We start from the raw sequence: 12,919 nt of genomic DNA on the forward strand, positions 1-12,919 counted from the left end.
TTGGCATGATGGCAGCCATCTTCATGACACCAAGGTTGCATCATGTCGCGTTACTCCCTGTTGGCCGGCGCTGTGCTGCTGGCCGCTTCCTGGCCCGCGTTGGCGGATCCCTCCATCGGCAATAACGGCTCGCAAACCATAGGCATGGGGGCCTTGTCCATCCTGGCCGCGCCTGTGGTGAGCGTGGGCGGCGCGTCGCAGGGCCATGGCGAATCGGCATTGGGCCCGGTGCTGGCGGTGACCGGCAGTGCCTATGTGATCGCCGGCATCGTCCAGGGCGTGGGCGACGTGGCCGAGCTGACGCTGGAATCGGTGCAGGGCGGCGCCAAGCTGCTGGTCAAGGTTTCCGGCTCCGCGGTGAAGGCGTCCGGCGCCGCCGTCGGCGCTTCGGTGCAGGTGACCGCCACCGCCAGCGGCACGCTGCTGGTGGCCTCGGGCAAGGTGCTGGCCTTCATCCCCAACAAGGTGGGCGAGGCGCTGCTGGAACATTCGAGGATTCCGGGATGAGGCCGGCGCGCTTGCTTGCCGCGCTCGCGCTGATGCTGCCGGCATTGGCCGTCGCCGGTCAGAGCTGCGAGGAAAAGCCGCTGACGCCGGAGACTTTCCGCATGGCGATGCAGACCGCGCAGAAAGTGCAGCAGCGGCTGGACCAGCTGGGCAGCGACGTAGTGGTGCTGGGCCGGATGGGCCAGGACCTCAGCCAGTACAATCTGCGCTACACCCACGCCGGCATCGTCTATCGCGCCGAGCCGGACCGTCGCTGGCGGGTGGCGCATTTGCTGAACGACTGCGGCACCGACCATTCCGAGCTGTGGTACGAGGGTCTGGGAAATTTCTTCCTCGACGACATGTTCCGCTTCGACTCGGTGGCATTGGTGCCGCCGCCCCAGGTCGCGTCGCGCTTGCTGGCGCGGCTGAACCAGCCGGCCAAGCTGCGCGAGCTGCACACCGCGAAGTACAACCTGCTGGCCTATCCGTTCTCCACCCGTTACGAGAATTCCAACGTCTGGGTGCTGGAGCAGCTGGTGGCGGCGGAAAGCCATGAGACGGCGATACGCAGCCGCGAGCAGGCGCAGATGTGGCTGAAGCTGAACGGTTACCAGCCCACCGAGCTGAAGCTGGGGCCGATGACCCGGCTGGGCGGCCGCATGTTCAAGGCCAACGTCGCCTTCGACGACCACCCCAACGAACTGCGTTTCGCCGATCGCATCCAGACGGTGTCGGTCGATTCCATCATCCAGTTCCTCGACGCGCGCGAGGAAGGCTGGAAGGTGGAGGAGATCGCCGGGGCGCAGCCGCGCCGCTACTGAGACTTTCCTGGCTACCAGAGCTGAACGGCCCCGCGGGGCCGTTTTCGCGTTTGGCCGCATCATGAGCGTGGTGTTTAGGCCTTGCTCGCGGCGGGCGCGGGAATTGGCTGAGACGCTGCCTTTTGTTCCCGCGCCGCCAGCCATGCCCCCAGGCTGACGCTGCCGAGGCCCGCCGCCAAGCTGGTTGTCAGGGGCTCTCCCAGCAAGGGCGCGGCCAACAGGCCGGCCAGAATCGGAATCAGCGCGAACAGCACGCCCATCTTCACCGCGCCCAGCACGGCCGCCGCCCGCAGGTAGAACAGCATCGCCAGGATCGCCGCGCCCACGCCCTGGTACAGCGCCTGGAAGGCCAGCATGCCCCAGGAGGCTTCCGCCAGATGCTTGGGCAGCCACAGCAGATAGACCGGCAGGTAGAGCAGCGCGGCCATGATGGTGATCGCGCGTGTCAGCGGCCAGGCTGCGAAACTCCAGCGCCGGGCCAGCACGCCGAACACCGCCCAGCTGACCGAAGCGGCGAGCAACATCAGATCGCCTATCCAGGCCTGGCCGGCATCGTGTCCGCCCAACTGCGGCAGCGCGCTCAGCAGCAAGCCCAGCGCGATCAGCGCATAGCCGGGCAGCTTGTGTTTTTGCGGCGTCTCCCCCAGCAGCGGCCAGGCGGCCAGCGCCACTAAGAAGGGCTGCAGGCCGGGCAGCAACAGGCCGCCGTGCGCCGCCGGCGCGAATTTGAACGCGCAATAGGCGAAGATGCTGACGCCGAGGCCGCCGAGCAAGGTCAGCAGCCACAGCCGGGCGTCGCGCAGCGCGCCGCGCGGCAGGCCGCCGCAGGCCAGCAGGATCAACGCGGCGGTGCCGACGCGCAGCGCCAGGATGTCGGCGCCGGCCAGCGCGCTCTTGCCGGCCAGCCGCGACACGATGTTGAAGCCTGTCCAGATGGCGACGGCTCCGGCCGCCGCCAGATAGCCTTGCTTGATGCTTGGTGAGGTCATGATGATTCTCCAGAAGGGTTTCCCGCATCCTAGACCGCTTCATTATTCTTAAAAAATGAATTATTGTGATTGAAATAATCTCAAGGAAAGAATGATGGAGCTGGACGAGCTGAGAATCTTCCAGGCGGTGCTGCAGGAGGACGGCATCACCCGCGCCGCGCAGCGGCTGCACCGGGTGCAGTCCAACGTCACCACCCGCTTGCGCCAGCTGGAGGACAAGCTGGGCGTGGCGCTGTTTCTGCGCGAGGGCAAGCGGCTGGTACCCACCGCCGCTGCCTGGCGGCTCAACGATTACGCCCAGCGGCTGCTGGACCTGGCCGAGGAGGCCAGGCTGGCGATGGCGGACGCCGCGCCCAGCGGACGGCTGCGGCTGGGCGCGATGGAGAGCACGGCGGCGGCCAGGTTGGCGCCGGTACTGGCCGATTATCACGCGCGCTATCCGGCGGTGCAGCTGGAGTTGCAGACCGGGGAGTCGCGGACGCTGACCGCCGCGGTGCTGGACGGACGGTTGGACGCGGCGCTGGCCAGCGGGCCGCTGGACGACGACAGGCTGGAGCAGACCGTGGTGGCGGTGGAGGATATCGTGCTGGTGGCCGCCGCGGCGCGGGGCGCGCCGTCGCTGGAAGAACTGGCCGATTCCACCTTGCTGACCTTCGGCAGCGGTTGCTCGTACCGCCAGCGGCTGGAGGCTTGGCTGCGGCGCCAGGGCGTGCAGCCGCGGCGCATCGTCGAGTTGGGCTCCTACCATGCGATGCTCAGCTGCGTGGCTTGCGGCATGGGCCTGGCCTTGCTGCCCCAAGCTTTGTTGGACAGCATGCCGCAGATGGCGGCGCAGGTGTCGACGCACGCGCTGCCGGACGACCTGTCCCGCGCGCCGACCTTGCTGATCCGCCGCCGGCAGACTTGTCTGCCGGCCTTGCACGCTTTGGAAACAATGCTGATTAAGCGCGCTTGGGCGGGAAGCGGGCTAGGCGATTCCACAAATGATTGATTTGAAATATTTTCATGCTGAAAAATAAATCATCAAATTAGTTCGATGTGAAAATATTTATCTGTTTTTCATATTTGTCCCGTATGATGCGCCGCGCTGGCATTCCGCCGGCCACCAAAACAAAAGCAATCATCCGGGAGAGAACATGAAGAAAGCACTCGCACTGCTGTTGTCCGCCGCGTTCGCCGCCAGCAGCGCCCAGGCGCTGGCCTGGGGCCAGGAAGGCCACCGCATCACCGGCTACATCGCCCAGCAACTGTTGAGCGCCAAGGCCAAGGCCGAAGTGGCCAAGCTGGTTCCCAACGCCGATTTCGCCCAGCTGGCGCTGTATATGGACCAGCACAAGCAGGATCTGAAGCAGACCCTGCCGGGCTCCGACCAATGGCATTACAACGACGAGCCGGTCTGCAGCGGCGTGACCGAGGACGAGTGCCCGGACGGCAACTGCGCGTCCAACCAGATCGACCATTACCGCAAGGTGCTGGCCGACCGCGCCGCTAGCAAGGCTGACCGCGCGCAGGCGCTGACCTTCCTGATCCACATGGTCGGCGACATCCACCAGCCGCTGCATGCGGCAGACAACCTGGACCGCGGCGGCAACGACTTCAAGGTGCAGCTGCCGGGCAGCAAGAAGGTCAGCAATCTGCACTCGGTGTGGGATACCGCGCTGGTGCAGCAGGAGCTGAACGGCGCCAACGAGAAGACCTGGGCCGCCAGCGATCTGCAGCAGTACCAGCGCAACGTCGCCGGCTGGCAAAGCGGCAGCGTGATGGACTGGGTGCATGAGTCCAACCAGTACGCGCGCGCCGATGTTTACGGCCCGCTGGCCGGCTTCAGCTGCGGCGCATCGCCGTCCACGCCGGTCTATCTGGACAACACCTATCTGCGCGCCGGCGGCTTGCTGGTGGACCAACAGCTGGCCAAGGCCGGCGCCCGCATCGCGGCGGTGATCAACCAGGCGCTGAACTAAGCGCCGCGCCGGTTCAGGTTCCGCCTGTCGCGGGCGGAACCTGATCGCGCGCATTTCCGGCGCGGCCGCGTTCGACTAAGATGGACGGCCAAGGAGGAAACATGTCGCTGAACCTTGCCGATATCCGTCTGGAATACTCGAAGAAAGAATTGTCGCCGGAAGATTGCCTGCCCGACGCGGCGGCGCAGTTCGAAGTCTGGCTGAACGAGGCGATCGCCGCGCAGGTGCCGGAGCCGACGGCGATGAACCTCGCCGCGGTCGGCGCCGATGGCCGGCCGTCGTCCCGCATCGTCTTGCTCAAGGGCGTGGAGGATGGCCAGCTGCTGTTCTACACCAACTACCACAGCCGCAAGGGGCAGGCGCTGGAAGCCAATCCTTATGTCGCCTTGAATTTCTTTTGGCCGGAGTTGGAGCGCCAGGTGAGGGTGGAGGGCAAGGCCGCGCGCGTGGCGCCGGAGGTGTCGGACGCCTATTTCGCCAGCCGTCCGTATACCAGCCGCCTAGGCGCCTGGGCCAGCGAGCAGAGCAGCGAGATCGCGTCCAAGGCCGTGCTGGTGACGCGCGCCGCGATGTTCGGCGCCCGGCACCCTATCAATGTGCCGCGCCCGCCGCATTGGGGCGGCTACGCGGTGGTGCCGGAGCGGGTCGAGTTTTGGCAGGGCCGCCCCAGCCGCCTGCACGACCGGGTGTTGTACACGCTGCAGCCTGACGGCCTCTGGCGCCGCTCCCGCCTCGCGCCCTGACCCCTGGCCCTCCGGGCTGGGTTCGCGGTCCGCTTCTCTCTCCCTGTCATTGAAAAGGCCCGGTCAACCGGGCCTTTGCCATTCCTCTGCTCCGGCGGTCCTCGCCATCGCGTGGCGCATGCTCTTCTGCAATTGTCATATTTTTGCAAATAGGACCGGTACAGAAAAACAAATGTGTAAATATTTGTTGTTCTTCAGTTTGAATCGGAACTCCAAGATCATCACGTAATTCATTGATTGACAATTGATTCAGCGCAGTCTTTTTTTGCAATGATTTCAGCAACTGATCAAAAGTACAGATGAATCTCGGCAAGAAAAATCCAATACATATTTTATGCATTTGGGATTTAACGGGCCGGGATAATCCGGGTTAAGTCCGGAGGCGTGGCAGACGCTTCCAGCTCGTCCCAAGGCTAGTCGCAGGCCTGTCCGGCAGCAGTACCGGGCGGCGGCCGGCGGTGGCAGACGATGCGCACGGCCCGCACAGAATGGCGCCGGCGGCCATCATCGTCTGTCGCGGCCATCCGCCTTCTCCGACGGCGCTTCCGCCGCGGAGCGACCCACCCGACCCGGCCAGATCGCGGCTCCCGGTACCGCCGGCCATGAGCTGGCGGTGTTGCGCGGGACGCATCCCGTCCCGCTCCGTCTACATTTGGAGTTCCGTGATGAGAAAACAGCAACTGATGCTGCGTGGTTTGGTCCTGTCCGCTTTGGCTGTCTTCAGCGCCTCGGCGATGGCTGCCGAGCGTATCGACCTGGAAAAATTGGGCAAGGCCCAGGCCAGCAGCGCCTCGGCGTTCGCCGGCGTCAACCAGGCTGATTTGAAGCCGCTGCGCAGCACCCAATTCGCCTCCGGCAAGGTGGTGACCCGCTATCAGCAGTACTACCAGGGCGTGCCGGTATGGGGCGAGGCCGTGGTGGAAGAGAAGCCGGCCGCCGCGCTGAAGGCGGTTCAAGGCAAGCTGTCCGGCAGCTACATCGCCGGCATCCAGTCGGATCTGGCTTCGGCCAAGCCGACGCTGAGCGGCGCGCAGGTGCTGAGCCAGGCCAAGTCGCTGAAGGCCAACGGCAACCCCACCTACAACGACAAAGCCGAGCTGGTAGTGCGTCTGAACGAGCGCAACGTCGCTCAGCTGGTTTACCTGGTGTCCTTCGTCGTCGACGGCAAGGAGCCGAGCCGTCCTCACCTGATCATCGACGCCAACAGCGGCCAAGTGTTGAAGCAGTGGGAAGGCCTGAACCATGCCGAGGCCAACGGCCCTGGCGGCAACACTAAGACCGGCAAGTACCTGTACGGCACCGACTACGGTCCGTTGATCGTCACTAGCGATTGCAAGATGGACAGCGGCAACGTCGCCACCGTCAACCTGAACGGCGGCACCAGCGGCACCACCCCGTACAAATTCGCCTGCCCGACCAATACCTACAAGCAGATCAACGGCGCCTATTCGCCGCTGAACGATGCCCACTATTTCGGCAACGTGGTGTTCAACCTGTACAAGGACTGGTTCAACCTGAAGCCGATCAACCAGAAGCTGCTGATGAAGGTGCACTACAGCCGCAACTACGAGAACGCGTTCTGGGACGGCACCGCGATGACCTTCGGCGATGGCGCCAGCACCTTCTATCCGCTGGTGTCGCTGGACGTGTCCGCGCATGAGGTCAGCCACGGCTTTACCGAGCAGAACTCCGGCCTGGTCTACAGCGGCCAGTCCGGCGGCATCAACGAGGCGTTCTCCGACATGGCCGGCGAAGCCGCCGAGTACTACATGAAGGGCAAGAACGACTTCCTGGTCGGCGCTGAAATCTTCAAGAAGACCGGCGCGCTGCGCTACTTCGCTGATCCGACCAAGGATGGCCAGTCGATCGGCCACGCCAAGGACTACTACAACGGTCTGGATGTGCACTACTCCAGCGGCGTGTACAACAAGGCGTTCTACCTGATCGCCACCAGCCCGAGCTGGAACACCCGCAAGGCTTTTGAAGTGTTCGTCGACGCTAACCGCCTGTACTGGACCGCCAACGCCACCTACAACAGCGCCGCTTGCGGCGTGATCAAGGCGGCCGATGCGCGCGGCTACAGCAGCGCCGACGTCACCAAGGCCTTCGCCGCTGTCGGCGTGACTTGCCAATAAGCCATCATTGCCAACGCGGCCCCGTCCGGGGTCGCATCTGACTGCCCGGCCGGCGCTGTGAGGCGCCGGCCTTCGCTCGGGAGTCCCTCATATGTTGAAACTGCGTCAAAGCGCCCTGCTGGTCCTGTTGGGCCTGGCCGGTGTCGCCCAGGCCCAGCCGGTCTGGATTTCGGTAGGCGATCAGGGCTACCAGCTGCTGCGCAAGCTCGATGCCGGCGCCAAGAGCCGGGAAAGCCGCCAGCTGGCGGCGGACGGCCGTCTCGCCAAAGGAGCCGTCGGAGAAACCGTGCATCTGGTTCAGGTGGACGAGGCCTTGCTGCCCAAGCTGTCCGACTCCATCCATGAAAACCTGCGCCATTGCGGCGGCTTCATCGTCCATCGCGACCTGAAGGAGGCCCAGGCCGCGCTGAAAGGCGCGGCCGCGCCGCTGGCCGGCCTCGTCGCGCCCAGCTACGCGATAGACAATCAGGCCGCGGTCAACCAGCTGCTGCCGCAACTGCAGGACAGCAACATCCTCGGCACCATCCAGTCGCTGTCCAACTATCAGAACCGCTTCTACACCACCAGCCACGGCGTCAACGCGTCCAACTGGATCGCCGCCCAATGGAAGCAGCTCGCTGGCAACCGCGGCGACGTCACCGTCGAGCAGTTCGCCCACGCCAGCTGGCCGCAGAAATCGGTGATCCTGACCATCAAGGGCACCGACAACTCGGCCGAGACCATCGTGCTGGGCGGCCATCTGGACTCCACCGTCGGCAGCGGCACCGGCGAGAGCAGCCGCGCGCCGGGCGCCGACGACGACGCTTCCGGCGTCGCCAGCCTGACCGAGGTGATCCGCGTGTTGCTGGCCGGCAACTACCAGCCGCGCCGCACCATCAAGTTCATGGCGTACTCGGCGGAAGAAGTGGGCCTGCGCGGCTCGGCCGACATCGCCAAGCGCTTCAAGCAGCAGCAGGCCAAGGTGGTGGGTGCGCTGCAGCTGGACATGACCAACTATCAGGGCGACGCGCAGGACATCTTCCTGTTCACCGACTACACCAACGCCGCGCAGAACACCTTCCTGGCCAATCTGGCCAAGGTCTACCTGCCCAGCCTGAAAGTCGGCTACAGCCAGTGCGGCTACGCTTGCTCCGACCACGCTTCGTGGAACGCGCAGGGCTATGCGGCATCGTTCCCGTTCGAGTCCAGCTTCAACAACTCCAATCCCTACATCCATAGCCGCAACGATACGCTGGCGAGCTCGGGCAACCAGGCCAAGCATGCGCTGAAATTCTCGCAGCTGGCGCTGGCCTACGCGGTTGAGCTGGGCAGCGACGGCCCGGCGGCCAAGTTGCGCTGAGTCTGTTTTCGCCGCGGCGGCGCTCCTGCCGCGGCGGTTGCCGCGACGCGGAGCCGGTTTTGCCGGCCCCGCGTTCTTTTTGTCGGCAACCACCCGCCGGTTCGCGGCGGGCCTCCAGACGAATCGCCAGGAAGCTTGATGCCGCGCCTGGCGGACGCTCAGCCGGTGTTGCGCAGGCCGGCCGAGGTGCCGTTGATGGTCAGGTGGATCGCGTACAGCGTGTCCTCGTCCTCCGGCTCGGCGCGCAGCCTGGCCAGCAAGTCGGCTTGCAGCAGGCCCAGCGCGTCGAGGAAGGGCAGCCGCGTTTCCAGGCTGCGGCGCAGCGTCGGGTTGCTTTCCAGCAGCTCGGCCTGTCCGGTGATGGCGAAGAAGGCGTCGTGGGTCTTGCGCCATTCGGCCTCGATCGCGTCGAACAGCCGCGCCGCCAGCTCGCGGTCGTCCACCAGCTCGGAGAAGCGGCGGGCGATGCCCAGGTCGGCCTTGGCCAGTACCTGCTCCATATTGGACAGCACCACCTGGAAGAACGGCGAATGGCGGTACAGATGCTGCAGCTTGGCCAGGCCGGCGTCGCCGTGCTTCTGCACATAGGCGGCCACCGCCGAGCCGACGCCGAACCAGCCCGGCAGCATCAGCCGCGACTGCGACCACGAGAACACCCACGGTATCGCCCGCAGGTCGCCGATGGACGACAGGCTCTTGCGCGAGGCCGGCCGGCTGCCGATGTTGAGCCGGGCGATCGCGGTCACCGGCGTCGCCTCCAGGAAGTACTGCATGAAGCCCGGCGTTTCCACCAGCGCGCGGTAGGCGGAGAAGGCGCTGGCCGACAGCTCGTCGAACAGCGCGGTGTCCACCTCGCCGCCCGGGATGTTGCCCAGGCTGGCCTCCAGCGTTGCCGCCACCAGCGCCTCCAGATTGCGGCCGGCGATGGCCGGATCGGAATACTTGGCGGTGATCACCTCGCCCTGCTCGGTGATGCGGATGCGGCCGGCGACGCTGCCTGCCGGCTGGGCGACGATGGCCTCGTACGACGGGCCGCCGCCGCGGCCGACCGAGCCGCCGCGGCCGTGGAACAGCTGCAGCCGCGCGCCGGCGTCGGCGAATACCCGCACCAGCCGCGTCTCCGCCTGCCACAGCTGCCACTGGCTGGTCAGATAGCCGCCGTCCTTGTTGCTGTCGGAATAGCCGAGCATCACTTCCTGCACCCGCTCGCGGCTGTCCAAAAGCTGCTTGTACCAAGGCAGCGCGAACAGCGCGCGCATCACCGTTTCGCTGTTTTCCAGGTCGGCGATGGTTTCGAACAGCGGCACCAGGTTGACGCTGGCGCGCGGCTGGCCGTCTTCCAGACGGATCAGGCCGGCTTCCTTGCACAGCAGCGCCAGCGCCAGGATGTCGCTGACGCTGGCGCAGTTGGAGATGATGCATTGGCCGATGGCCTCGACGCCGAAATCGCGCTGGATCGCCGCCGCTTCTCGGAAAATCGCCAGTTCTTTTTCGGCCTGCTCGCCGTAGCGCAGGTAGGGCGAGAACAGCAACCGCGGCGTCGCCAGCTCGCGGGTCAGCACCCGCACCCGCGCCGCTTCGTCCAGCGCGCGGTATTCCTCCAGGCCGGCGGCGCTGAACAGCTCGGCCACCACGCCCTCGTGTACCGCCGCGTGCTGGCGCAGGTCCAGCGGCATCAGGAAGAAGCCGAACACATCAACGCTGCGGATCAGCCGCGATAGCCGGCCGTCGGCCAGCAGCGCGCTGCCGTGGGCGCGCAGCGAGGCGGACAGGCTGGCCAGATCCTGGATCAGCTCGCGGTGGTCGCGGTAGGGCGCGCGCTCGTCCCAGCGGCAGGCCAGCTCGACGCCGCGCAGTCGGGCCGTGGCGCGCAGCTTGCCCTGCATCGTCGCCAGCGCGCGGCGGTACGGTTCTTCGCCGCGGCTGACCGCCTGGTCCGGCGAGCGCTCGGCCAGCGCCAGAACCTCGGTGCCGGCATCCACCAGCCGCGACGACAGCGACAGCTCGCGGTACAGGCTCTTCAGCTCCTGCAGATAGTGTTCGAACGCCTGCTGCGACTGGCGCGTCACCGCGTGGCGCAGCAGGCCGGCGTCGACATTGGGGTTGCCGTCGCGGTCGCCGCCTATCCAGCTGCCGACGCGGATGAACGACGGCAGCCGCGCCTCCTCGCCCCACAATTGGCCGATTTCGCGCTCCAGCCGGCGGTATAGCGCCGGCAGCGCCTCGAAGAAGGCCAGCGGGTGGTAGGCGACGCCATTGGTGATCTCGTCGCGCACCGTCATCTTGAAGTGGCGGATCTCGGAGGTCTGCCACAGGGCCAGGATGGCCCGTTTCAGCTTGGCTTCCAGCTCCTCGCGCTCCTCGGGTGTCAGGTCCGCCGCGTTCAGCTGCGACAGGAAACGGCGCACTGCGCGGTGGCCGTCCAGCACGCTCTGGCGCTGCACCTCGGTCGGGTGGGCGGTGAGAATGGCGCCCACTCTGGCATGGCTGAGCAACTGGTGCAGCGCGTGGAAGCTGACGCCGTCCTGGCGCAGCCGCTGCAGCGCTCGCGGCAGGCTGCCCTGCTGCGGCGCGGAGCCCGCCAGCTGGTGGGCGCGGCGGCGGCGATTGTGGTGCAGGTCTTCGGCGATGTTGAACAGCTGCGCGTACAGGCCGCAGGCGCGCAGCAGCGAAGCCGCCGCCTCCGGGGCCAACTGCGGCAGCGGATGGCTGCGCTCGTCGCCGCGCCGCAGCGCGATCGCCTGCACCGCGCCGGACACCACCGCGCCCTCTTGTTCGCCCACCACTTCCGACAGCAGCCGGTCCAGGCAGGCCAGGTCTGCCCGCAGGGGCAGGTCCTTGTCGTGATCGCTCATATTCTTGTTCCCGTGTTCGACTCGTCAGGCATGGCCACGGCCTCCATGGCCATGCCTCACCAGCCGCGGGCAAACATTCATCATAAGCAGCTTCCGCGCCGTAGTGGACACGCTACGGCATTTTTCCGTGTCTTGCCTTGATCTTGCTGCGTCGCAGCAACAACCGGGCCAAGCCCATGACGGCAGCGTGGTAGAATCCTGAGCTGATTACACCCTCTCTATTGGGATCCGGTTTCATGGACAAGATCGTCATCGCCAGCCGCGAAAGCCGGCTGGCCATGTGGCAGGCCGAGCATATCCAGGCCCGGCTGCAAGCGCTGTACCCGCACCTGGCAGTGGAAATCCTGGGCATGACCACCCAGGGCGACCAGATTCTGGACAAGACGCTGTCCAAGATCGGCGGCAAGGGGCTGTTCGTCAAAGAGCTGGAGCAGGCGCTGCTGGAGGGCCGCGCCGACTTGGCCGTGCATTCGCTGAAGGATGTGCCGATGACGCTGCCGGACGGCTTCGTCCTGGCAGCGGTGTGCGAGCGCGAAGACCCGCGCGACGCCTTCGTCTCCAACCGCTACCAGAGCCTGTCCGAGCTGCCGGCCGGCAGCGTGGTCGGCACCTCCAGCCTGCGGCGGGAGGCCCAGCTGCGCGCCCGCTTCCCGCAATTGGCGGTGAAGCCGCTGCGCGGCAATGTGCAGACCCGGTTGAGGAAGCTGGACGACGGCGAGTTCGACGCCATCATCCTGGCCGCCGCCGGCCTGAAGCGCCTGGGCCTGGCCGAGCGCATCAAGGGCGAGCTCGCGCCGTCGGAAAGCCTGCCCGCCGCAGGACAGGGCGCGCTGGGCATCGAGATCCGCGAAGGCCGCGCCGACCTGCTGGCGCTGCTGGCGCCGCTGAACCACCCGGACACCCGCGCCTGTACCGCCGCCGAGCGCGCGCTGGCCAAGGAGCTGGGCGGCAGCTGCCAGGTGCCGTTGGGCGCGTTCGCCACGCTGGCCGACGGCGCGCTGACCCTGGGCGGACTGGTCGCCCATCCTGATGGCTCGGTGGTGCTGACCGCCAGCGCCAGCGCGCCGGCCGACTATGCCGAAGCACTGGGCCGCGCGGTGGCGAAGAAGCTGATCGACGCCGGCGCCCGTCCGCTGATAGACGCGGTGCTGGCCGAGCCGCGCTAAGCCGGCGATGACACGCGTACTCGCTGCCCGTCCGCTGGCGCAGTGCGCCGGTCTGCTCGGGAAATTGCGCGCCGAGGGCTGGCAGGCAGAGCATCTGCCGCTGATGGAAATCGAGCCGTTGCCCGCCGCCCTGGCCACGTTGCCGGCGCGGGCAGTGCAAGCCGATACGCTGTTCTGGGTCAGCCCCAGTGCGATAGACACGGCATGGCCGGTGTTGGCGGGCCTGGATCTGTCCGGCAAGCGCCTGGCCTGCGTCGGAGCGGCCAGCGCGAAGCGGCTGGCCGATCTTTCCGGCCAGACTGTGTTGCATCCGGCCGCGGGCAGCGACAGCGAGGCGCTGTTGGCGCTGCCGGAGCTGGCCGACGCGTCCGGCCAGCGCTGGCTGATCATCCGCGGCGAGGGCGGCCGCGCGCTGCTGGCG

Annotated in this window: 12 protein-coding genes; 9 read left to right on the forward strand and 3 right to left on the reverse strand. The window is 66.6% G+C overall.

The genetic code is table 11. The features are described 5' to 3' along the window. Positions 1-42: 42 nt before the first annotated feature. Positions 43-507 (forward strand): hypothetical protein, encoded by a 465-nt coding sequence (locus LQR33_RS08400; RefSeq protein WP_221668970.1) that lies wholly within the window; start codon positions 43-45, stop codon positions 505-507. After that, a complete protein-coding gene (locus tag LQR33_RS08405; protein ID WP_231468331.1) occupies positions 504-1,310 on the forward strand; it encodes a DUF2145 domain-containing protein in 807 nt (268 codons plus the stop codon). Before LQR33_RS08400 ends, LQR33_RS08405 begins: the two co-directional genes overlap by 4 nt. A 74-nt stretch (positions 1,311-1,384) precedes the next feature. Here LQR33_RS08405 and LQR33_RS08410 read toward each other — a convergent pair whose 3' ends face one another. After that, on the reverse strand, positions 1,385-2,299 hold the full coding sequence (locus LQR33_RS08410) for a DMT family transporter (RefSeq protein ID WP_221668972.1): 915 nt from the start codon (positions 2,297-2,299) through the stop codon (positions 1,385-1,387). 91 nt (positions 2,300-2,390) lie between these two features. On the opposite strand from LQR33_RS08410, the gene LQR33_RS08415 reads away from it, so the two are divergent. The 3 genes from LQR33_RS08415 to pdxH all read left to right on the forward strand — a co-directional run bounded on the left by LQR33_RS08415 (position 2,391) and on the right by pdxH (position 5,003). Next, positions 2,391-3,290 carry a LysR family transcriptional regulator gene (locus tag LQR33_RS08415; protein WP_231468333.1) on the forward strand — a complete coding sequence of 300 codons (900 nt, stop codon included), beginning with the start codon at positions 2,391-2,393 and terminating at the stop codon, positions 3,288-3,290. 145 nt (positions 3,291-3,435) lie between these two features. Next, positions 3,436-4,260 (forward strand): S1/P1 nuclease, encoded by an 825-nt coding sequence (locus tag LQR33_RS08420; protein WP_021478874.1) that lies wholly within the window; start codon positions 3,436-3,438, stop codon positions 4,258-4,260. Between the two features lie 101 nt (positions 4,261-4,361). After that, complete coding sequence (pdxH, locus tag LQR33_RS08425; RefSeq protein WP_221664563.1) at positions 4,362-5,003, forward strand: pyridoxamine 5'-phosphate oxidase; 642 nt, start codon at positions 4,362-4,364, stop codon at positions 5,001-5,003. A gap of 46 nt (positions 5,004-5,049) precedes the next feature. Here the strand turns inward: pdxH and LQR33_RS08430 are convergent, their stop codons facing one another. Then, positions 5,050-5,316 (reverse strand): hypothetical protein, encoded by a 267-nt coding sequence (locus LQR33_RS08430; protein WP_221668973.1) that lies wholly within the window; start codon positions 5,314-5,316, stop codon positions 5,050-5,052. Between the two features lie 352 nt (positions 5,317-5,668). On the opposite strand from LQR33_RS08430, the gene LQR33_RS08435 reads away from it, so the two are divergent. Together LQR33_RS08435 and LQR33_RS08440 are read left to right on the forward strand one after the other, a co-directional pair. Next, the gene (locus LQR33_RS08435) at positions 5,669-7,138 is read left to right on the forward strand and encodes a M4 family metallopeptidase (protein ID WP_166438852.1); all 1,470 of its coding nucleotides are present in this window, start codon (positions 5,669-5,671) and stop codon (positions 7,136-7,138) included. 91 nt (positions 7,139-7,229) lie between these two features. Further along, positions 7,230-8,477, forward strand: a complete 1,248-nt coding sequence (locus tag LQR33_RS08440; RefSeq protein ID WP_221668974.1) for a M28 family metallopeptidase — start codon at positions 7,230-7,232, stop codon at positions 8,475-8,477. Between the two features lie 158 nt (positions 8,478-8,635). Here LQR33_RS08440 and ppc read toward each other — a convergent pair whose 3' ends face one another. After that, positions 8,636-11,332 (reverse strand): phosphoenolpyruvate carboxylase, encoded by a 2,697-nt coding sequence (gene ppc, locus LQR33_RS08445; RefSeq protein WP_231468335.1) that lies wholly within the window; start codon positions 11,330-11,332, stop codon positions 8,636-8,638. A gap of 236 nt (positions 11,333-11,568) precedes the next feature. Between ppc and hemC the strand changes: the two genes are divergently transcribed. Continuing rightward, positions 11,569-12,498, forward strand: a complete 930-nt coding sequence (hemC, locus tag LQR33_RS08450; RefSeq protein WP_231468337.1) for a hydroxymethylbilane synthase — start codon at positions 11,569-11,571, stop codon at positions 12,496-12,498. 7 nt (positions 12,499-12,505) lie between these two features. Then, on the forward strand, positions 12,506-12,919 hold a 414-nt coding region (locus tag LQR33_RS08455), incomplete at its 3' end, for a uroporphyrinogen-III synthase (RefSeq protein ID WP_231468339.1).

The organism is Chromobacterium piscinae (assembly GCF_021129175.1).
GTDB classification, from domain to species: domain Bacteria; phylum Pseudomonadota; class Gammaproteobacteria; order Burkholderiales; family Chromobacteriaceae; genus Chromobacterium; species Chromobacterium piscinae.

Coding starts and splice junctions, on each gene's coding strand:
- LQR33_RS08440 (WP_221668974.1), top strand. CDS start 7,230: ATGTTGAAACTGCGTCAAAGCGCCCTGCTGGTCCTGTTGGGCCTGGCC.
- LQR33_RS08405 (WP_231468331.1), top strand. CDS start 504: ATGAGGCCGGCGCGCTTGCTTGCCGCGCTCGCGCTGATGCTGCCGGCA.
- ppc (WP_231468335.1), bottom strand. CDS start 11,332: ATGAGCGATCACGACAAGGACCTGCCCCTGCGGGCAGACCTGGCCTGC.
- LQR33_RS08410 (WP_221668972.1), bottom strand. CDS start 2,299: ATGACCTCACCAAGCATCAAGCAAGGCTATCTGGCGGCGGCCGGAGCC.
- LQR33_RS08435 (WP_166438852.1), top strand. CDS start 5,669: ATGAGAAAACAGCAACTGATGCTGCGTGGTTTGGTCCTGTCCGCTTTG.
- pdxH (WP_221664563.1), top strand. CDS start 4,362: ATGTCGCTGAACCTTGCCGATATCCGTCTGGAATACTCGAAGAAAGAA.
- hemC (WP_231468337.1), top strand. CDS start 11,569: ATGGACAAGATCGTCATCGCCAGCCGCGAAAGCCGGCTGGCCATGTGG.
- LQR33_RS08415 (WP_231468333.1), top strand. CDS start 2,391: ATGATGGAGCTGGACGAGCTGAGAATCTTCCAGGCGGTGCTGCAGGAG.
- LQR33_RS08420 (WP_021478874.1), top strand. CDS start 3,436: ATGAAGAAAGCACTCGCACTGCTGTTGTCCGCCGCGTTCGCCGCCAGC.
- LQR33_RS08400 (WP_221668970.1), top strand. CDS start 43: ATGTCGCGTTACTCCCTGTTGGCCGGCGCTGTGCTGCTGGCCGCTTCC.